Origin of the sequence: Vibrio sp. 1-2 (7-a) (assembly GCF_013048515.1) — a bacterium.
In the GTDB taxonomy this organism is placed as follows: Bacteria; Pseudomonadota; Gammaproteobacteria; order Enterobacterales; family Vibrionaceae; genus Vibrio; species Vibrio diabolicus.
Genome location: NZ_VHSQ01000006.1, coordinates 105680 through 126152, shown reverse-complemented (window position 1 = coordinate 126152; position 20473 = coordinate 105680). Strand labels below are relative to the sequence as shown.

At 45.7% G+C, this 20473-nt stretch carries 15 protein-coding genes; 11 read left to right on the top strand and 4 right to left on the bottom strand.

The genetic code is table 11. The annotated features are described in order from the left end of the window. The first annotated feature begins 13 nt into the window (after positions 1 to 13). Both FKN08_RS16370 and FKN08_RS16365 read left to right on the top strand, forming a co-directional pair. Positions 14 to 889, top strand: coding sequence for an alanyl-tRNA editing protein (locus tag FKN08_RS16370; RefSeq protein WP_170892543.1), 876 nt, complete (start codon positions 14 to 16; stop codon positions 887 to 889). Positions 890 to 1197: 308 nt separating this feature from the next. Continuing rightward, positions 1198 to 1422: a zinc ribbon domain-containing protein gene (locus tag FKN08_RS16365; protein WP_170892542.1), complete on the top strand. Its 225-nt coding sequence runs from the start codon at positions 1198 to 1200 to the stop codon at positions 1420 to 1422. Between the two features lie 13 nt (positions 1423 to 1435). Here the strand turns inward: FKN08_RS16365 and xseA are convergent, their stop codons facing one another. Then, positions 1436 to 2767, bottom strand: a complete 1332-nt coding sequence (gene xseA, locus FKN08_RS16360; RefSeq protein WP_170892541.1) for an exodeoxyribonuclease VII large subunit — start codon at positions 2765 to 2767, stop codon at positions 1436 to 1438. A 231-nt stretch (positions 2768 to 2998) separates the two neighbouring features. Between xseA and guaB the strand changes: the two genes are divergently transcribed. The 5 genes from guaB to FKN08_RS16335 all read left to right on the top strand — a co-directional run bounded on the left by guaB (position 2999) and on the right by FKN08_RS16335 (position 10496). Continuing rightward, the gene (gene guaB, locus FKN08_RS16355) at positions 2999 to 4465 is read left to right on the top strand and encodes an IMP dehydrogenase (protein WP_005391524.1); all 1467 of its coding nucleotides are present in this window, start codon (positions 2999 to 3001) and stop codon (positions 4463 to 4465) included. A gap of 99 nt (positions 4466 to 4564) precedes the next feature. Beyond that, positions 4565 to 6118: a glutamine-hydrolyzing GMP synthase gene (gene guaA, locus FKN08_RS16350; protein ID WP_005391523.1), complete on the top strand. Its 1554-nt coding sequence runs from the start codon at positions 4565 to 4567 to the stop codon at positions 6116 to 6118. A 165-nt stretch (positions 6119 to 6283) separates the two neighbouring features. Then, the gene (locus tag FKN08_RS16345; protein WP_170892540.1) at positions 6284 to 7807 is read left to right on the top strand and encodes a Na+/H+ antiporter NhaC family protein; all 1524 of its coding nucleotides are present in this window, start codon (positions 6284 to 6286) and stop codon (positions 7805 to 7807) included. Positions 7808 to 8019: 212 nt separating this feature from the next. Next, positions 8020 to 9723, top strand: a complete 1704-nt coding sequence (locus tag FKN08_RS16340) for a chitinase (protein ID WP_170892539.1) — start codon at positions 8020 to 8022, stop codon at positions 9721 to 9723. Between the two features lie 182 nt (positions 9724 to 9905). Continuing rightward, a complete protein-coding gene (locus tag FKN08_RS16335; protein WP_005391518.1) occupies positions 9906 to 10496 on the top strand; it encodes a GPR1/FUN34/YaaH family transporter in 591 nt (196 codons plus the stop codon). A 99-nt stretch (positions 10497 to 10595) separates the two neighbouring features. Here FKN08_RS16335 and FKN08_RS16330 read toward each other — a convergent pair whose 3' ends face one another. Both FKN08_RS16330 and FKN08_RS16325 read right to left on the bottom strand, forming a co-directional pair. After that, complete coding sequence (locus FKN08_RS16330; protein WP_012842106.1) at positions 10596 to 12143, bottom strand: alanine/glycine:cation symporter family protein; 1548 nt, start codon at positions 12141 to 12143, stop codon at positions 10596 to 10598. A 307-nt stretch (positions 12144 to 12450) separates the two neighbouring features. Beyond that, positions 12451 to 13707 (bottom strand): D-amino acid dehydrogenase, encoded by a 1257-nt coding sequence (locus FKN08_RS16325; protein WP_170892538.1) that lies wholly within the window; start codon positions 13705 to 13707, stop codon positions 12451 to 12453. Positions 13708 to 13813: 106 nt separating this feature from the next. Here FKN08_RS16325 and FKN08_RS16320 point away from each other — a divergent pair, with 106 nt between their 5' ends. After that, positions 13814 to 14731 (top strand): LysR substrate-binding domain-containing protein, encoded by a 918-nt coding sequence (locus FKN08_RS16320; protein ID WP_170892537.1) that lies wholly within the window; start codon positions 13814 to 13816, stop codon positions 14729 to 14731. A 63-nt stretch (positions 14732 to 14794) separates the two neighbouring features. Here FKN08_RS16320 and FKN08_RS16315 read toward each other — a convergent pair whose 3' ends face one another. Continuing rightward, positions 14795 to 16540: an amidohydrolase gene (locus FKN08_RS16315; protein WP_170892536.1), complete on the bottom strand. Its 1746-nt coding sequence runs from the start codon at positions 16538 to 16540 to the stop codon at positions 14795 to 14797. Between the two features lie 291 nt (positions 16541 to 16831). Here FKN08_RS16315 and FKN08_RS16310 point away from each other — a divergent pair, with 291 nt between their 5' ends. From FKN08_RS16310 to FKN08_RS16300, 3 genes are all read left to right on the top strand, one after another. Then, positions 16832 to 18100 (top strand): O-acetylhomoserine aminocarboxypropyltransferase/cysteine synthase, encoded by a 1269-nt coding sequence (locus tag FKN08_RS16310; RefSeq protein ID WP_170892535.1) that lies wholly within the window; start codon positions 16832 to 16834, stop codon positions 18098 to 18100. Positions 18101 to 18308: 208 nt separating this feature from the next. Beyond that, positions 18309 to 19640, top strand: coding sequence for an aspartate aminotransferase family protein (locus tag FKN08_RS16305; protein ID WP_170892534.1), 1332 nt, complete (start codon positions 18309 to 18311; stop codon positions 19638 to 19640). Then, a complete protein-coding gene (locus FKN08_RS16300; RefSeq protein ID WP_170892533.1) occupies positions 19631 to 20470 on the top strand; it encodes a 3-keto-5-aminohexanoate cleavage protein in 840 nt (279 codons plus the stop codon). Before FKN08_RS16305 ends, FKN08_RS16300 begins: the two co-directional genes overlap by 10 nt. The last annotated feature ends 3 nt before the right edge of the window (positions 20471 to 20473 follow it).

Genomic DNA, 20473 nt, shown 5'->3' with positions numbered 1-20473 from the left:
AGTAATCGTAAAAATGACTATCACAGCAACAAAGACTCGTTTTTGTCATCAAATATGGCAATTAGAAGCACAAATACAGCTCGTTCAATCTACGGAAGAAGTGACTTACGTTATTACAGATGTCACGCCGTTCCATCCCGTTAGCCACATATGGCCGGATCACCCTGCAGACAAAGGAACGTTGAAGGTGAATGGGGCTGAGCATGACGTGGTAGATTGCCAAGTTGGAGCAGTGGAACAGGAAAGTGGTGTGCTGTATGTGGGTAGTGACATCCCTGTAAAGCGTGATGCTGAAGGTTGGGTGTTTGTCGTCGTGCATGTTATATCGCGTACGGAATCACTTGTTACTGATGATTTGGTGATATTGGCGGTAGATAAGGGTTACCAACACGCTTTGAGCCGAGGCCATAGTGCAGGACACTTAGCGTATTTGGCGTTGAATAAAGTGCTAGCGGAAGACTATTGGCGAAAAGACGCAGACCGCAAAGACCCACATGGTTATTATGACTTTAATAGCTATGCACAAGTTACGAGTTATGTTACTCCAGACAAGTGCCTCGATACGTACCGTTTAGGCAAAACACTCCGTAAAAGAGGATTAAACAGTGCAGATATGCTGAATGACCTCCAGGCGATTGCAGAAAAAGTGAATGGCCAACTGGTTGAATGGCTTCAAAGAGATGCGATGATCACCATGGAATGCCACGGCGATAGATTAACTGATTCTCGCTATTGGAAGTGCGATTTAGGGGAAGGTCAATTAGCGGTAATCCCTTGTGGTGGAACGCATGCGAGCCATTTAAATGAGTTTGCTTTTATCCAAGTTAAACTCGTTGAGCTCGACGCTCAAACTATCGAAATGCACACCAATGTAAACGCGGCTTTCTGAATAAGATCTTTTTATTAAATTCTAATTTTTTGTTTAATTAAATTAATTTAAGGTTTTTGTGCTGTAGTAAATTGGAATGCAGAATATGTAACTTATGCTTTCGGTGTGTGGTTATATAAATATTCTTTTAAGGGGTGATCGCTGATCAAGGAGTAAATATCAGACGATCAGTATAAGATCCTACGTATCAAGTATGGTTATCTCCTCGTGAAACTTGTTAAGGCAGTGATGAAGATCAACATACTTGTTCGTTATTTTGAGTAGCATGCGTTACTCGAAATTGCTTAGTTTAGAGAGAGGAACGGGATATGCAGCAGAACATTTGCCCGACTTGCAATGTCGAACTGGAATGGACAGGACAATACTATTGTGAACAGTGTGAATCGGATTTTAAAAAAGTAGGTTTTTGCACTGATTGTGAGGCGGAGCTGGAGAAGCTGCAAGCATGCGGTGCTGCGAGTTACTTTTGCAATGTGTGTAATGAACTCAAATCAAAATCACGTGTCCGATTTGAGTTCCAGAAAATCAGTTAACCAGAGTTTGTATTCAGTTAACGGTAGAACGAACGTCGCCTTCGGCTAATCGAGTAATCAATACATCTCCCGACTTAACATCTGAAGATTGCGTAATTACTTTACCTTGCTCAGTTTGAGTAATTGAGTAACCTCGTTTCAATGTCGCTAGTGGGCTGACGGTGTCTAACTTCTCTGAAGCAATCGCGAGTTGATGGCGCATAGTCAGTAATTTGCGATCCATAGCATCCATCAGCTTTTGCTCAACACGCTCTAATTTGGACTTCTGCTCACCAAGGCGTGTTACAGGAGAGTTCAATTGCAGCCGATAATGTTGACGCTCGATTCGCTGTTGACGCAAGGCAATAAAACGACTCATCGCTCGCTGTAAGCGCATGTCCAACTCATCTAACTGTTGCGTCTGACGTTGCAAGCGATAGCTTGGGTGATGTCTCTCTAGACGGTGCACTAATTGCGCAGATTGCTGCTTTTGTTGTGCTAGGTAGTAACGCATCGTGCTCGCTAACTTATGCTGGCGGGTAACTAAAGCTTGATCTTTGTGGCTGTTATCACGGCTTACTAGCTCAGCGGCTGCTGATGGAGTAGGCGCGCGTACGTCGGCGACAAAATCAGCTATTGTCACGTCGACTTCATGTCCAACGGCGCTAATAATAGGAATTTGGCTTGCTGCAATCGTGCGAGCTAATATCTCGTTGTTAAAGCACCACAAGTCTTCTAATGAACCACCACCTCGGCCCACAATTAGCACATCACATTCATCACGGCTGTTAGCGCGACCAATGGCTTGTGCAATTTGAATGGCAGCGTCTTCACCTTGTACCACTGTCGGGTAAATCACAACGGGTAGGGAAGGATCACGGCGTTTCAATACGTCTAAGATATCGTAAAGCGCGGCACCAGTTTTCGAGGTGATAACACCAACACGTTTTGGATGCTCAGGCAAAGGTTGCTTATTGGTTTGAGCGAACAACCCTTCTGCGGCAAGCTTCATTTTCAGCTCTTCAAACTCTTGCTGAAGACGGCCGTCACCTTCCGGTTGCATGCTTTCGATGAGCAATTGGTAGTCACCGCGAGGCTCATAAAGAGAAAGACGAGCTTTTACTAGGACTTGATTACCGTTAGCGGGCTTGAAAGTAACGCGGCGATTGTTACCACGAAACATGGCACATTTAACTTGAGCGCGAGAGTCTTTAAGAGTGAGGTACCAGTGACCAGAGATTGGAGCTGAAAAGTTGGATATCTCTCCGACGAGCCAAACGATCCCCATTTCGTTTTCAAGGAGTAAACGAACTTCTGCGTTGAGACGAGAAACAGTAAAGATGTTTTGATTGGTCTTGGAGAGCACAGCTAATCTCTTAGACGTGAGTATGGAAATTAGCGGCAATATAATACATAGCAAGGGGGTAATTGCAAGAAAAAAATTAAAAAATTTGTGGTCAAGCGATTGCGTTAACCGTATAATCCCTCCGCAATATCTAATCCAAATGTAGCTTGTTGCTAACACAGGTTACCCTCATTATGCGAAACGATGAGATTGGATTGTTCTTTTTACTCCTCTAATTGTGAGATATTGCAAATGCTAAGAATTGCCAAAGAAGCGCTGACATTCGATGACGTACTACTTGTGCCAGCACACTCCACCGTTCTCCCAAACACAGCTGATCTTCGCACTCAGCTAACTAAGAACATCACCCTAAACATCCCAATGATTTCAGCGTCTATGGACACTGTTACTGAAGCTCGTCTAGCGATTGCGCTAGCGCAAGAGGGTGGCATTGGCTTTATCCACAAGAACATGTCTATTGAGCAGCAGGCAGCCGAAGTTCGTAAAGTTAAGAAGTTCGAAGCTGGTATGGTAACTGACGCGGTTACTGTAAACCCTGACGCGACCATCGCTGATGTTGTTGCACTCACTGAAAAGCATGGTTTTGCAGGTTTCCCTGTTGTCACTGAGAGCAATGAGCTTGTTGGTATTATCACTGGTCGTGACGTTCGTTTTGTGACGGACCTTTCTAAGAAAGTATCTTCAGTAATGACGCCAAAAGAGAAGTTGGCAGCAGTTAAAGAAGGTGCAACACGAGAAGAAGTGCAAGAGAAAATGCACGAAGCTCGCGTAGAGAAAGTATTGGTTGTGAATGATGAGTTCCAACTAACCGGTATGATTACTGCGAAAGACTTCCACAAAGCAGAACGTAAACCAAACGCATGTAAAGATGAGCGTGGTCGCCTACGTGTTGGCGCAGCAGTTGGTGCTGGTGCTGGTAACGAAGAGCGAGTTGCTGCACTAGTTGAAGCTGGCGTTGACGTTCTACTTATCGACTCTTCACACGGTCATTCTGAAGGTGTTCTAAGCCGCATTCGTGAAACACGTGCTGCTTACCCAGATCTAGACATCATCGGTGGTAACGTAGCAACAGGTGCTGGTGCTAAAGCGCTAATCGAAGCTGGCGTAAGCGCAGTGAAAGTTGGTATCGGCCCTGGTTCTATCTGTACAACTCGTATTGTAACGGGTGTGGGGGTTCCACAAATCACTGCAATCGCAGATGCGGCAGAAGTGGCTAATGATTATGGTATTCCAGTTATCGCTGACGGTGGTATCCGTTTCTCTGGTGATATCTGTAAAGCAATCGTAGCGGGCGCATCATGTGTGATGGTTGGTTCTATGTTTGCAGGTACTGAAGAAGCGCCGGGTGAAGTGATTCTATACAACGGCCGTTCTTACAAGTCTTACCGTGGCATGGGTTCTCTTGGTGCAATGTCTCAAGGTTCTTCTGACCGTTACTTCCAGTCTGACAACGCAGCGGACAAGCTAGTACCAGAAGGTATCGAAGGTCGTATCGCATACAAAGGCCGTCTAAAAGAGATCGTACACCAACAAATGGGTGGTCTACGTTCAAGCATGGGTCTAACTGGTTCTGCAACTATCGAAGATATGCGTACGAAAGCTGAATTTGTACGTATCTCTGGTGCTGGTATGCAAGAGTCTCATGTACACGATGTTCAAATTACTAAGGAAGCACCGAACTACCGTCTAGGGAACTAATTACCTAACGGAAACGTTTGCTTTTTCCTTGAAGCATTAAGAAGAGGCGAGTACACTCGCCTCGGTTTTAATCACTTAGCCTTAAAAAGACTGCTCAAAATGACTAAAAATATCCATGACCAACGTATTCTGATCTTGGACTTCGGTTCTCAGTACACTCAATTAGTAGCACGCCGCGTACGTGAAATCGGCGTTTACTGTGAACTATGGAGCTGGGATGTAGAAGAAGCGGATATTCGCGAATTCAACCCAGATGGCATTATCCTATCTGGCGGTCCAGAAAGCGTAACGGAAGAGAACTCTCCACGCGCGCCTCAATATGTATTTGACTCTGGTGTTCCTTTACTTGGCGTATGTTACGGCATGCAAACTATGGCGGAACAACTAGGTGGCAAAGTAGCAGGCTCTAACGAACGTGAGTTTGGCTACGCTCAGGTTAAAGTTTCTGGTGAATGTGCCCTATTTAAAGATCTTGAAGCAACTCAAGACGTTTGGATGAGCCACGGCGACAAAGTAGTAGAGATCCCAGCCGATTTCGTAAAAGTTGGTGAGACAGACACTTGTCCTTATGCTGCGATGGCGAACGAAGAGAAGAAATACTACGGCGTTCAGTTCCACCCAGAAGTGACACACACAAAAGGTGGCCTACAAATGCTTGAGAACTTTGTTCTTGGCGTATGTGGCTGTGAGCGTCTATGGACATCGGAATCTATCATCGAAGACGCGGTTGCTCGCATTAAAGAGCAAGTGGGTGACGACGAAGTTATCCTAGGCTTATCTGGTGGTGTGGATTCATCTGTTGTTGCGATGCTGGTGCACCGCGCAATTGGCGACAAGCTAACGTGTGTATTTGTCGATAACGGTCTACTTCGTTTAAATGAAGGTCAACAAGTGATGGATATGTTTGGCGATAAGTTCGGCCTAAACATCATCAAAGTTGATGCAGAAGATCGTTTCCTTGAAGCTCTGAAAGGCAAGTCTGACCCAGAAGAGAAGCGTAAGACTATCGGTCACGTATTCGTAGATGTATTCGATGAAGAGTCTAAGAAGCTGAAAAACGCGAAATGGCTAGCTCAAGGTACGATTTACCCTGATGTAATCGAGTCTGCGGCATCTAAGACTGGTAAAGCGCACGTGATCAAATCGCACCACAACGTGGGCGGTCTACCAGATGAAATGGAAATGGGTCTTGTTGAGCCACTACGTGAGCTGTTCAAAGATGAAGTACGTAAGATTGGTCTAGAGCTAGGCCTGCCTTATAACATGCTTTACCGACACCCATTTCCAGGTCCTGGTCTAGGTGTTCGTGTTCTTGGTGAAATCAAGAAAGAATACTGTGACTTGCTACGTCGTGCTGATGCTATCTTCATTGAAGAGCTTCACGCTGCAGACCTATATGACAAAGTATCTCAAGCGTTCACGGTATTCCTACCAGTTCGCTCTGTAGGTGTAATGGGCGATGGCCGTAAATACGACTGGGTTGTATCACTGCGTGCAGTAGAAACCATCGACTTTATGACGGCACACTGGGCGCATCTACCATACGACTTCCTAGGTAAGGTATCTAACCGTATTATCAACGAAGTTGATGGCATCTCACGTGTTGTTTACGATATTTCAGGTAAGCCACCAGCGACAATCGAGTGGGAATAATTTTCCTCTAGACTGTTGAGTTTATAAGAACCAGCCTCCGGGCTGGTTTTTTTGTACTTCAAATTTGTGAAGAGGGGACTCAACTTTTTTATAGGAGATATATACATGCGGTTAAATTAAATATATATTCACTTTAATTGTTTGGTTATTATAAATGGTATTGCTATGGAACAGGCTGACGTTACCTCTCTCATTCCCATCCTTATTACTCTTTTCCTCGCGCTGACCACAAGAAATGTCGTTGTTGGTTTATTCGCCGGTGTGGTGAGTGGTGTCGCTATGCTTGAAGGGACATTTGTCGAACAAGGACCACTAGACTCGTTTAGTGCGTTGATGAAAAGCTATCTACTGCCGCAACTTACCGATAGCTACAATGCTGGTGTGATTTTATTATTAGTGTTCATTGGTGGTTTCGTTGCGCTGATGGAAAAGTCTGGTGGTGGTGTTGCTTTTGCTAAAAAGGTCACTCAATGGGTGGCGAGTAAGTGCCAAGCTCAACTGTCCGCATGGTTCGGTGGTGTGGTTATTTTCTTCTCAGACCTTGGTACACCGTTGATTGTTGGTCCTGTTTTTCGCCCTTTATTTGATAAGTTAAAAGTATCACGCCAAAAATTAGCTTTTATTATCGATTCTACTTCCTCTCCCGTCGCAATCTTGATTCCTTTTATCGGGTGGGGCGTTTACATCATGGGATTGATTCAAAAAGAGTTTACTGCCTTGAATGTCAGTATGAGTGACTGGGATGCTTTCATTGGCGCGATCCCGTATCAGTTTTACGCCTTTCTTGCGATCGCGATTGTGCCGATTGTCTCTTTCTTCAAATTAGATTTCGGACCGATGGCGCAGGCTGAGCAGTTAGCAGAGCAGGGCTCCGACTTTGGGAAAGTGCAGGAGTCCATGAATGTGTTTACGCATAAAAATGCAAAATCTAGTTTTGTATGGGCACCTTTGCTCGTTATGCTGGTGGTTTTATGTACCATCCTCGTACCACACGGTTTTCCATTTCAAAAAGTAGCAGGCTCAACGTTCAGGGCTGCACTTTCTTCGGCATATTTCTTCGCAGCCTTTACTTTGATTGCGCTGATGGCGTTTTATGGCGTAAGAAAACTCTCTGATGGCATTCAGGTTTACCTAAAAGGGATGTCGAACATGATGTCTGTAGCCGTGATTTTGGTATTGGCTTGGGCACTTAGCTCGGTTGGGAAAGAATTAGGTGCAGCTGCATACATTGCTGAACAAGCTCAAGCCGGTTTCCCGTATTGGCTATTGCCAGCAGTCGCCTTTTTGCTTGCTGGTATTATCTCGTTCGCTACGGGATCATCTTGGGGGACGTTTGCCATCATGATGCCATTGGTGATCCCAACGGCCGTCGCGATTGATGCTCCTTTGTTAGTTTGTATTGGTGCGGTGTTATCTGGTGGCCTGTTTGGCGATCACTGTTCGCCAATCTCTGAAACTACGATTTTGTCGTCAACAGGAGCTGGGTGTGAGCAGTATGAGCACTTCCGAACTCAGTTACCTTACGCATTACTCAATGGAATGATTGCATTAGGGTGTTTCCTTTTAGCTGGAATCAACGCTTCGCCAGTGATTGTGCTTGCCGCCATTGTTGCCCAGTGTGTGGTTTATTTTGTGTTGTCTAAACAAAAATCAACCGCGCAGCTAGACGTGGTTTCGGCAGAACAATAAAGATAGAAATATCATAAAGCGGAGGCTCATTGGGTCTCCGCTTTTCTTTTGAGTCAAGGTAACATTTTTCTTGTGACAAAATGTGTGCGAGGACTTATTTATTCATTTTGTCTCGCAGAATCAACGCACTTAGCTCGGCGTTTTGTATATATGATCCACTATATGTCTAGTTATTCCTTGTATATTGTATTGTTAAAATCCGGAGACTAGACATGTTTGCACTCAAACATCTTCCTCTTGCATTGAGTTGTGTCCTAGCTGCACAAGCGAATGCGAGTATGAATATCCAGCCCGATCCGCAGAATCCAAACGGTTATGTCATTGCTCGTGGTGACGTTCAAGCCGTAGAGCAAAGCAAAACCTCTGACCCTATGTATGCCATTTGGTCACAAGCATTAGAGACGCGCCCGAACTCAGTGGTGGAGGCGATTGTTCCTGGAGCGGCAACCAATCCAGAAAACGTGAAGCGTGTAGAGCGTGTGTTCCCTGAAAGTGAGTGGGATTTCCTGACTCAAATGGCGGCACCTGAATACACTTACACGCGTTTCCTACGTGCAATTGGTAAGTTCCCAGCATTCTGTGGTGAGTACACGGATGGTCGAGATTCGGATGCGATTTGTAAAAAATCGATCGTGACTACCTTTGCTCACTTTGCGCAGGAAACTGGTGGTCATATTTCGATTGATAACGTATCGGATAACCCTCTTGGATTGGAAGAGTGGCAGCAAGCTTTGGTTCATGTGCGTGAAATGGGCTGGTCAGAAGGTCAAGAAGGTTACACGACAGGTTGTGGTCAGAATGACTGGCAAAATAAGCGTTGGCCATGTGAACCAGGACAAGGTTACTTTGGACGTGGTGCTAAACAGCTTTCTTACCATTTTAACTATGGCGCGTTCTCTGAAGTGATGTTTGATGGTGATGCATCTGTATTGCTAAAAAATCCAGGCTTGGTTGCGGATTCATGGCTGAACTTGGCATCGGCTATCTGGTTCTTCCTAACTCCACAAGCACCGAAACCTGCAATGCTGCATGTGATTGACCGTACTTGGGTGCCTTCACAGCGTGAGCTTGATGCTGGCATTGGTTACGGCTTTGGTACCACCATCAACGTGATCAATGGTGGTATTGAGTGTGGTGAGCAAAACAAGGATAAAGGTCAACCTGTTAACCGTATTCGTTATTGGGAAGGTCTTGCCGCCCATTATCAAATTCCAATTGAAGCTGATGAAACAAACACTTGTTGGCAGCAGACGCCTTACGGCAGTCTGAACCTAAATGGTGCGACAGACGTGCTTTACACCAACTGGGATGGTAACTGGAAATACTACTCAGATCGTCCGGGAGGTCACTCATTTGAATGTGAGCTGGTTGGTTTCCAAACGGCTTACTCTGCGCTAGTTGCGGGTGATTATGAGAAGTGTGTAACTAACTTTTACCAATCTCATGCGGGGTGGCCAGAAGTTCGTGTGGTTGAAAAACTAGACCCTGTTGATCCGGTCGATCCACCTGTAGGTGGCGTGGCGGCTTGGGATGCAGGTAAAGTGTATAACACAGGTGATCAAGTCTCTTACCAAGGTGCTGTTTATGAAGCGAAATGGTGGTCACAAGGTAATGAACCCACGCAAGGTGACCCGTGGAAGTTGGTCTCAGGCACTCCGACAGAGCCGCCAACAACGGAACCTGAACCGCCGGTGACTGAGCCAGAACCGCCCGTCACAGAACCTGAGCCACCAGTAACCGAGCCAGAACCACCAGTGACAGGTAATTTTATTCAGTGGGAGCCGGGCGTAACGCAAGTCGCTAACGGCGATAAAGTGACGTACCAAAACAAATGTTTTGTTGCGAAAAATGGTCCAGGTGTGTGGGAAAGCCCAACGCAAAGTAACTGGTTCTGGGACGAGATCTCTTGCCTGTAGTTGATTGAAAAATAGTCTAACCATCTATAAAGACTCTGCTTTTTAGCGGGGTCTTTTTTTATTTGAGCGGTTGCTTATTTATGGAATCTAAGTTTTCAATAACAGTTTTTCTCTTTTGTTCTGGCGCCCATTAAAATTCGCGCGCATTTTTTATCAACATTTTTGAAAAAAGGTATTTGTACATGTCGACAAAACTGGCTAACCCAGCACCGCTAGGTCTAATGGGTTTCGGTATGACCACTATTCTGCTTAATATTCATAATGCAGGATTTTTCCCAATTGACTCTATGATTCTAGCGATGGGCATCTTTTACGGTGGCCTTAGCCAAGTAATCGTTGGCATCATGTGCTTTAAACGCGGTGACACGTTCGGCACAACTGCGTTTACTTCTTACGGTCTATTTTGGCTAACATTGGTTGGTCTAATCGTAATGCCTCACATGGGTCTTCCTGCAAGCCCTGCAAGCTTTATGGGTTGGTACCTAGCGCTTTGGGGCATCTTCACTGGTTTCATGTTCATTGGTTCTCTATGCTACCCAACAGCGAAGCAAGTGGTATTTGGTTCTCTAACTATCCTGTTCTTCTTGCTTGCTGCTCGTGATTTCACTGGTAGCGAAGTGATCGGTGCTATCGCTGGCTTCGAAGGTATCTTCTGTGGCGCAAGTGCAATTTACTTCGCAATGGCGCAGGTACTAAACAACGAATTTGGTCGTGAAGTTCTACCTGTAGGTAAAGCAAAAATCGCTCGTAAAGTTGAAGCTGTCGCTGCTTAATCCTTTACACATAATGCAGAAAAGGGGATTAACCAATGGTTAATCCCCTTTTTTATGCCCTTAAACGGACCACTGCTTTTTCTTGTTTATGCGTTAAGGCTATGTTGATGGTTGTTCTACAGTTTCTGTAGTACTGTTGTCTGCCGTTGGTGCCTTACCCGTTTTACGCTTGTACTTATCTTCCCAGTAATCTGCGCCTTTAATGCCTAGCGCTACAGGGTTGAATGTAAAGTCGGTCACACCACGTTTTTGTTGTTCTTCGTAATCGTTCAATGCTTTGAGAGCTGGTTTCGACATAAAGAAGATGATCAAAATACCGACGATGTTAAGCCATGCCATTAGACCTACACCTACATCACCCATCGCCCAGGCTAAGTTGGCGGTTTTCACGGTTCCGTAGAACACGGATGAAATAATGATGACTTTCAAAATAAACATCAGCCCATTTACTTTGAATGTACGACGAATGTAAGCAATGTTCGTTTCTGCAATGTAGTAGTAAGCCAGAATGGTCGTAAACGCAAAGAAGAAGAGTGCGATTGCGATGAATGGCTTACCCACGCCAGGTAGTGCACTTTCGATCGCCATTTGCGTAAATACAGGACCATTCGCACCAATATCAGCTGGTAGGTTTTGAATTAGGAACGTACCTTCAACTGCACCATTTACGTTGTACGCGCCAGTGATAAGAATCATAAACGCGGTTGCTGAACACACAAGTAGTGTATCGATGTAAATAGAGAAAGATTGAACAAGACCTTGCTGAGCTGGGTGATCAACACTCGCTGCAGCTGCAGCGTGAGGACCTGTACCTTGACCTGCTTCGTTGGAGTAAACGCCACGTTTTACACCCCAACCGATTGCCGCACCAACACCTGCCATTGGTGTGAACGCGTCACCAATGATCATGCCGAAAATGCGTGGAACCTCACCAATGTTTAGAAGGATGATGACAAATGCAGTGATGATGTAAGCCAGCGCCATAAATGGCACAACGATTTGGGTAAAGTTCGCAATACGTTTTACGCCACCGAAGATGATGAAGGCCAGAATGACACAGACAACCGTACCAGTGAAAATTTTAGCAAAACTGAAGGTACCAATAGCGGTTTCAATCATGTCACCTGAGCCAAATGCTGCTTCTACTGCGTTACCGATGCTGTTCGATTGAACGCCTGGAAGTAGAACACCACATGCAAAGATGGTTGCGATAGCGAAGATCCAAGCGTACCATTTTTGTCCCATTGCTTTTTCAATGTAGTAAGCAGGACCACCACGGAATTCACCTTCGTCTTCTTCTTTATAGATTTGTGCAAGTGTCGACTCTGCGTATGCGGTTGCTGCACCAAAGAAGGCAACGACCCACATCCAGAATACGGCGCCTGGTCCACCAAAACCGATAGCGGCAGCAACACCAGCAATGTTACCTGTACCTACACGGCCAGATAGTGAAACGGCAAGTGCCTGAAATGATGATATCCCTTTTGTTGAACTCTTCCCTGAAAGTAATAAGCGCCACATCTCAAAGAAGTGACGAATTTGTACAAAACGCGTCATGATTGAATAGAACAAACCTGCACCAAGGCACAAATAGATCAGTACCGGGCTCCAAATAATTCCATTCAGAAAATCAACTAATGACTGCATGAGTATTTTCCCTGTTAGTTGTGTTTGTGGTTGTTTTTCACACAATACATTACCCTTTATGTAATGCAATTGTTAACTTTTTTGGCTATAAATCCTTTGTAGCGTGATGGTGAACACAGAATAGAGAGTGATTGTTAAAATTTAGTTCTTGTTGCTTATTTGCTCCTTTGGGGTAGAAGATTTGTCTGGTGATTAAATATGCAGCACATTGTCATTAAAATGTGCTGCATATTTGATGAGTTGAAAATGCCAAATATTATGCATTTTGTGGAGTAAAGGCCTGTTTGTTTTTTATGCAGATATGCCCTTATGCATAACGGCAAAGGTTAAGCTCTGTGTCATCCATCACTTTCGCTTTTTCACCAACCATAATGCTCGCTAGCAAGTGGCCAGAACCACAAGCCATAGTCCAACCCAGAGTGCCGTGTCCGGTGTTAGTAAAAAGGTTATCGTATTTGGTCGCGCCGATAATCGGTGTGCCATCAGGCGTCATTGGTCTAAAGCCACTCCAAAACTCGGCTTGGCTAAAGTCGCCGCAGCGAGGGAAAAGATCACGGATGACCATTTCGATGGTATTTTTTCGTTTTTGCGGAAGGGAGGCATCAAACCCTGCTAATTCTGCGGTGCCCGCTACGCGAATTCTGTCATCAAACCGAGTCATGGCGACTTTATAGGTTTCATCCATCACAGTAGAGCGAGGAGAGAAGTGCTCATCTTCCATTGGGATGGTGAGCGAATAGCCTTTTACTGGATAGACAGGAATCTCAATGTCGAGTTGCTTGAGTAGCGCTGTAGAATAGCTGCCAGAGGCAACCACATATTGGTCCGCTTTAAACTGTCCTCGATTCGTTTGGACACCTATGATCTTTTTGCCTACTGTAACCCAATTGCTTACTTCGGTGTCGAACTCGAACCTCACGCCATGGGCCTTAGCGAGCTCTGTTAGTTGTTGGCAAAACTGATAGCAATCGCCTGTTTCGTCATCTGGCAGATGCAAGCCACCAACCAGTTTATCTTTCACAAGATCCAGTCCAGGTTCTTGTTCAATGCAGCGTTCTACGTCCATCAACTCAAACCGAGTCCCGCTTTGCTCTAGAAGCTGCATATCCTTTTCAATGGCTTGCAGCTGTTGAGGCGTTCGAAATACTTGCAAGGTGCCGAACTGGCGACCTTGATATTCAATGGCATGTTCTTGACGTAATTGTTCCAGACACATGCGGCTGTGGTTAGCTATCGAAAGCATGCGAGCTTTGTTGACTTGGTAGCGAGACAGGGTGCAGTTGGCCACCATCTTACTTGCCCAACTGATCATATCGGCATTGAGGGTTGGTTTGATTTTGAGTGGAGCATGCTCTTCCATTAACCACTTTATGGCTTTAACAGGAACACCAGGCGCAGCCCAAGGAGAAGAATAGCCGTACGAGATCTGCCCAGCATTGGCGAAACTTGTTTCCATTGCACTGCTTGGTTGACGGTCAATAACAGTAACTTGATAGCCAGCTTGAGATAAATACCAAGCAGAGGTTAAGCCGATGACGCCGCTGCCTAATACGATGACTTCCATTGATGTACTCCACACATTTATCTGAGTGGTTAGTTTCTTTTCTTTACCTTTTGTTAACAATCGATATAAATTACATACAGCGTTTAGAAAAAATATAGGCTCAAGGATGAGAAGTAATTTAATAAGTGGCTTGTGTCTGTTTAGCCAAGTCGCGGAACACAGCAGCTTTACTGGCGCGGCTAAGTTTTTGCACCTCACTACGGGAGCCGTGAGCCAACAAATTATTCATTTGGAAGAGTTATTAGGTTTTACTTTATTTGAACGCCATTCCCGCGGTATTCGTTTAACCGCTAAAGGCACTCAGTTACACCAAGCAACGCAGTTTCACTTTTCTGAGCTGAGCAAACTGCTTGATGAGCTCAAAGTAGAAAAGCACACCAATGAGATCCGCTTAAAATTAACGCCTTCTTTTGCTTTTAAATGGTTAGTCCCAAAGCTGGAAAGTTTTCATCACGAGAACCCGGATATCCAAGTGCAAATCTTCGCGGAAGGGGCGTTAGTGAATAGTGAGATAAAAGATTATGACGTCGCGATAGACTATGGTCTTCATCCTTACCGAAATGCTAACGCGGAGTTGATTTTGGATGAGCAACTGCTGCCCGTAATGAGTCCGAAGTACCTTGAGGATCATGGTTGGCTAAAAGCGCCTTTTGATGAACAAGAATCCTCAATGTCAGTGAAGCAATGGCAGGAGGCGACGCTACTACACGATGCGATGCCATGGGAAAAAGCGACGCGTGACTATGAGTGGCTATATTGGGCGTCAGCAATGGGATTGGATTTTAAAACCGATGTTGGACACTTTTTCAATCGAACGGATATGGCGATGTCTGCGGCGGAAGCAGGAGTTGGGATTGCAATGGCACGAATGGCACTGATTGAGGATGAATTGACGACGGAGCGTTTAGTCTCTCCCTTTCAGCCGGTTCCAGCCAATGCAGGGTACTACTTGATCATGAACACACGAAGCCAGTCCACAAACAAGTTTCGTACTTGGTTATTACAGCAAGTGGCGAGCAAATAGATAAAGTGCTTGGTGAGTCAGATAGAAAACACCGCCTCGATAGCGGCGGTGTTTTATTTTGGATTACTGTCGTTGATAAACCGATTGACCTCTGCTGATTGTTTCTTCCACGTTTAGGTCTTTTAGCGCCTTAGGTTCAATCTTCATCGGGTTGTTATCGAGGATGATTAAATCCGCATTCTTACCTACTTCGATAGAACCTTTATACGACTCCTCAAAGTGTTGGTAAGCCGGCCAAATGGTCATGGCTTGCAGCGCGGTGTACGTGTCAACTCGCTGATCTGCACCCAGTACTTTATCGGTTCTGGTGGTGCGATTGACGGTCGCATCCAATACTCGGAATGAACTTGGCAGCGCCACAGGTGCGTCATGGTGAGTACTGAACTTTAATCCTGCTTTTCTCACCGCTTGAGTTGGTGAAATGAAATCGGCACGAGGGTGGCCGAGTACCGAGTCCACATGCCAGTCACCCCAATAAAAAGTATGCATTGGGAATAGAGAAGGGAAGATGCCTTGCGCAGCTAAGCGATCCACTTGGTCTTGGCGCATGGTTTGGCCGTGAATGAGTACAGGTCGGCGGTCTTGTTTTCCTAGCTTTTCATTTGCTTTGGTCACTGCGTTGATAAATTGCTCTATCGCAGCGTCACCATTGGCATGCGTCAGCACTTGCCATTCATTTTTAAAGGCCGTTTCTACGTAATCGTAAGCTTGTTGATCTTCAAAGGTTGGGTAGCCAGCGTAGTCTTTATCTTGTCCATGTGGCGGGTGGAAGTAAGGCTGACTTAGCCATGCCGTTTTACCTTGTGGAGAGCCATCAAAGTTCAGCTTTACGCCACCGATGCGGAAATGGTTTGTGTACTCTGGCGTGTTGTATTCCGAGTCCATAAAATCACTGCTCGATACCATATCGGCGTACGCAACCAAATCGATCATCAGCTTGTCGTTTTTCGACGCGCGTTTCATCGCTTCATAACCTTCTGATGTTGCTCGTCCTTCTTGAGCCGTGGTATAGCCATATTTCGCGTACATACTTTGCGACGCTTCTAACATGCGATCTTGAAGTTCAGAATCAATCAACTTATTGAGGTTGAACAGCATTGCAAAGTGCGCGTTTTCTTCTAGGACCCCATTGGGTTCTTGGCTGTTTTCCATTCGGCGGATAATACCACCTTTTGGATCTTCCGATTCTGCTGTGATGCCTGCTAGCTCTAACGCTTTACTGTTCGCGACACTCAAATGCCCCGAAGTATGGATGATTAATACAGGCTTATCTGTGCTGACTTTATCGAGATCGGCTTTGGTAGGGTAGTAATCCAGTTGGGCGTCGTCGTAACCAAAACCTAAAATCCACCCGGTTTTCTCAATGAATAGGCGTTGCGTGTCATTGTTCGCGGAATTTTTTAGAGTTTCTATGATTTTCGCCACGGTATCGGCTTCGCCATCAGGAGATGGCAGCACATTTGCGACCATGGCTTGTAGACCAACGCCATACACATGACTGTGCGGATCAACAAAGCCAGGCAACATGGTTTTGCCTTTTAAGTCGACCAACTGTGTTTTACCGAACTTGTGTTCCATCGCTCCATCTTTGCTGCCGACATAAATGATTTTCTCGCCTAATGTCGCGACGGCTTCGGCGTACTCTGGCTTATCGCTAGCCATGGTTAGGATATCGCCACCATAATAAATTTTGTCTGCGGCGGTTACTTTTAGCGGCTCGGCGACGGCTTCTGCTTCTTTCGCTTCTTCAGAAAAACACCCCGTTAAAGCAAGCCCAGAGAGGGCAATAGGGATCCAGTTTTTGTTCATCGGTCATCTCCATACAGAGTAAGGTTTTTGCCTATTGAGCCCCAGTCTCAATGAGTTTGAGAACGCAATAGGTTAAATTCACTTTAGTTCATATTGAAGGAGGATTATCAACTAGATTAAAGACTTTCAATCAAGCGCACGTTATAACCGTCGATGAATATCAAAAATGTTACATTTTTCCATTTCATAAACGATTCTGGACTTGGGCAATGTGACCCATAACGAGGTTCTGTGGTTAAAAAGTCGGCATGATAAGTCCACGATTTATCTCGATGACGCTCAAGGAAGAACATGAAAGACGAAACGCTATCCATCCATTTTGGTTACGAAACTGACCCTACTACTAAATCTGTCGCGACACCGATTTATCAAACGGTTGCGTACGAGTTTGATAACGCGCAGCACGGCGCTGATCTGTTTAACTTGGAAGTGCCGGGGAATATCTACACTCGCATCATGAATCCGACTAATGACGTGCTGGAAAAACGCATGGCAGCATTAGAGGGCGGTATTGCAGGATTGGTTGTGAGTGCGGGGAGTGCAGCGATTAACTATGCGATTCTGACGTTAGCACAAGCGGGCGATAACATCGTTTCTACGCCGCAACTTTATGGCGGTACTTACACCTTGTTTGCGCACATGTTGCCAAATCAGGGGATTCAGGTGAAGTTTGCCAAAGATGACAAACCAGAAAGTTTGGCTGAGTTAATTGATGAAAATACCAAAGCGGTGTACTGCGAGAGCATTGGTAACCCAGCCGGTAATATCATTGATTTAGAACGCGTAGCGGAGCTTGCTCACGCACAAGGCGTACCTGTGATTGTGGATAACACCGTCGCGACGCCAGTGCTGTGCAAACCCATCGAGTTCGGTGCGGATATCGTCGTTCACTCCCTCACTAAGTACGTTGGTGGGCATGGCACCACATTGGGTGGCGTGATTGTGGATTCCGGTAAATTCCCTTGGGCGCAGCACAAAGACCGCTTTTCCGTTTTCAACCAACCAGAACCTTCTTACCACGGCGTGGTGTATACCGAAGCGTTTGGTGAGGCGGCATTTATCGGGCGCGCGCGTACCGTACCATTGCGTAATACCGGATCGGCATTATCACCGATGAATGCATTTATGCTTATGCAAGGGCTAGAAACGTTACCGCTGCGTATGGAACGCCATACCGAGAACACTCTCAAAGTGGCTGAGTTCTTGGAACAGAATGACAAAGTCAGCTGGGTAAGTTATGCCGGATTGCCAAGTTCTGATCACTTCCATCTCGCCGAAAAATACATGAAAGGTAAGCCTTCTGCGATTTTGTCGTTTGGTTTAAAAGACGGCTATGAAGCAGGTGTGCGCTTTTATGATGCTCTGAAAATCTTTAAGCGTTTGGTGAACATTGGCGATGCAAAATCATTGGCTTGCCATCCAGCATCGACGACTCATCGTCAGTTGAGCGAAGCAGAACAAAAACAAGCTGGTGTGTCACCAGAGATGATTCGTTTATCTGTGGGTATTGAGCATATTGACGATATCCTAGCCGATTTAGAACAGGCACTAAACGCGTAAAACGATTCTTTTTTTAGCTTTTAGTTACCCATAGGCCAGCCTTTAAAAAGGCTGGCCTGTTTTTATTTTATTATTTAAATATCAAAGGCTTTGGTGCTTTTGGTTTGTGGTATTCCAAAAGCTCATAGAGGGTGAAATTTATTCCCTTGTCACGTTTGGGGTTGTTCCTGATGATGTGTGCAAATATTACACATTGGAAGGGACTCAAATGTCTTACGTATTTCACCGTCATTGCCATGCCACGCTACCAATCATCGATAGAGGTGAAGGTGTTTATCTATTCGATAAGCATGGAAAGCAGTATCTCGATGCCTGTGGTGGTGCTGCGGTATCAAACCTTGGCCACAGTCATCAAGCCGTTAAAAAAGCGATGTTGGCACAGATCGAGCGAGTGCCGTTTGCTCATACTGGATTTTTTACTAGTGACAGCAGTGAGCGACTAGCGGAATTGATTTGTCAGCATATGCCTGAGCAGTTCAACCATGTGTATTTAGTCAGTGGCGGATCAGAAGCGGTGGAGTCGGCACTAAAAATGGCGCGGCAGTATTTTGTGGAATCAGGTAAGCCAGAGAAGAAGCAATTCATCGCGCGTCAGCAAAGTTATCACGGCAATACGTTGGGGGCTCTGGCGGTCGGTGGTAATGAATGGCGACGTGAACCGTTCAAACCTATCTTGCATCCGAGTCATCACATTGCCCCTTGCTATGCTTATCGTTATCAGCAGACTCATGAGTCGGAATTGGATTACTCATTGCGAGCGGCGAATGAGCTAGAGGCAAAAATTCTTGAGTTGGGGGCTGATAATGTCATGGCTTTTGTCGCCGAGCCTATTGTGGGAGCCACAGCTGGAGCTGTGCCAGCGACTCAAGGTTACTTCAAACGTATTCGCGAAATATGCGACCAATACGATGTGTTATTGATCTTGGATGAAGTCATGTGTGGCGTTGGGCGCAGTGGCAGTTTTTTTGCGTTTGAGCAAGAAGAGGCAGAGCCCGATCTGGTTTGCATGGCTAAAGGGCTTGGTGCGGGTTATCAACCTATTGGCGCGGTGGTTGCGAATGATCGAGTCTATCAAGCTATTGCTGATGGAAGCGGTTTTTTCCAACACGGTCATACTTTTATGGCGCACCCTGTGGCGTGCGCTGCCGCCGTGGCAACCATTGAAACCATCTTCCAAGATGATTTATTAACAGCGGTGAATCAGCAAAGTGTTTTGCTGCGTAAAGAGCTTACTTCTGCATTGGCCCATTTACCATACATTGGCGACATTCGTGGTAAAGGCTTGTTTTTGGGCATTGAGTTGGTGGCGGATAAAGAAAGCAAGGCGCCTCTGAGTAAAGCCACATTGGCAGACAAACGCATCAAACAGCGAGCAATGGAAAATGGCTTAATGTGCTATCCAATGGGCGGAACGATTGATGGCGTTAATGGGCACCATATTTTGCTCGCACCGCCTTTCATTGTTCAGCCTCACCATATTGATGAACTAGTCGGCAAACTCTCACTGACGTTAAAAGAGGTGGCGGAGACATGGAAGTAGCAAACCAATATTTGCGAGAACCTATCGCCATTATCGTGGCTCCAAACGGCGCAAGAAAAACCAAGCATGATCACGCCAACTTACCCATGACAACGGACGAACTGGTTGCAGAGGCTATCGCTTGTCAAACGGTAGGAGCTGCCATGATCCATTTGCATGCTAGAGACGCCAAGGGACGTCATTCATTAGACATCGACGACAACATGGAAATTTACCATGCCGTGAAAGAAGCGGTGGGAGAAACCATGATGGTTCAGCTCACCACAGAAGCGGTGGGTTTATATTCTCCGCCACAACAGAGGGCGTTAGTCAAAGCTGTGAAACCTGAAGCGGCTTCTTTCGCATTGAGGGAGTTAATCTCCGATCGCGCAAGTGAGAAAGAAGGGCATGCCTTTTTCCATTGGGTGGCTGAAAACAACATCGTGAGCCAAATTATTCTCTACGATGCAACCGACATTGAACGTTATTTCCAACTGCGTGATGCGGGCGTGTTACCTAAAACGCATCAGCATGCATTAGTGGTGTTAGGGCGTTATCACCAAGCTCAGCAGTCTTCACCATGGGATTTACGAGGTTTGAATTTGGCGCGTTTTGTCGAGGAAGAAATTCGATGTGCCATTTGTGCTTTTGGCGCGCGAGAGCAAGACTGTTTAGCGAGTGCGATGTTACTTGGATTCGATGTGAGAGTGGGGTTTGAGAATAACCACTTCGATGTGGCAGGCGAATTAGCAATCAGTAACGCGGCTCAGGTGGGAGCTCTACGCGATGTGGCGCATTGCTTCGCGATTCCTTTACACAGTGCGCAAAGTTTGCGTTCAGTTTTGAAGTAAATC

Bases quoted from the DNA above. Each gene is read 5' to 3' on its own strand.
- FKN08_RS16370 (WP_170892543.1), top strand. From the start codon at position 14: ATGACTATCACAGCAACAAAGACTCGTTTTTGTCATCAAATATGGCAA.
- FKN08_RS16365 (WP_170892542.1), top strand. From the start codon at position 1,198: ATGCAGCAGAACATTTGCCCGACTTGCAATGTCGAACTGGAATGGACA.
- guaB (WP_005391524.1), top strand. From the start codon at position 2,999: ATGCTAAGAATTGCCAAAGAAGCGCTGACATTCGATGACGTACTACTT.
- guaA (WP_005391523.1), top strand. From the start codon at position 4,565: ATGACTAAAAATATCCATGACCAACGTATTCTGATCTTGGACTTCGGT.
- FKN08_RS16345 (WP_170892540.1), top strand. From the start codon at position 6,284: ATGGAACAGGCTGACGTTACCTCTCTCATTCCCATCCTTATTACTCTT.
- FKN08_RS16340 (WP_170892539.1), top strand. From the start codon at position 8,020: ATGTTTGCACTCAAACATCTTCCTCTTGCATTGAGTTGTGTCCTAGCT.
- FKN08_RS16335 (WP_005391518.1), top strand. From the start codon at position 9,906: ATGTCGACAAAACTGGCTAACCCAGCACCGCTAGGTCTAATGGGTTTC.
- FKN08_RS16330 (WP_012842106.1), bottom strand. From the start codon at position 12,143: ATGCAGTCATTAGTTGATTTTCTGAATGGAATTATTTGGAGCCCGGTA.
- FKN08_RS16325 (WP_170892538.1), bottom strand. From the start codon at position 13,707: ATGGAAGTCATCGTATTAGGCAGCGGCGTCATCGGCTTAACCTCTGCT.
- FKN08_RS16320 (WP_170892537.1), top strand. From the start codon at position 13,814: ATGAGAAGTAATTTAATAAGTGGCTTGTGTCTGTTTAGCCAAGTCGCG.
- FKN08_RS16315 (WP_170892536.1), bottom strand. From the start codon at position 16,540: ATGAACAAAAACTGGATCCCTATTGCCCTCTCTGGGCTTGCTTTAACG.
- FKN08_RS16310 (WP_170892535.1), top strand. From the start codon at position 16,832: ATGAAAGACGAAACGCTATCCATCCATTTTGGTTACGAAACTGACCCT.
- FKN08_RS16305 (WP_170892534.1), top strand. From the start codon at position 18,309: ATGTCTTACGTATTTCACCGTCATTGCCATGCCACGCTACCAATCATC.
- FKN08_RS16300 (WP_170892533.1), top strand. From the start codon at position 19,631: ATGGAAGTAGCAAACCAATATTTGCGAGAACCTATCGCCATTATCGTG.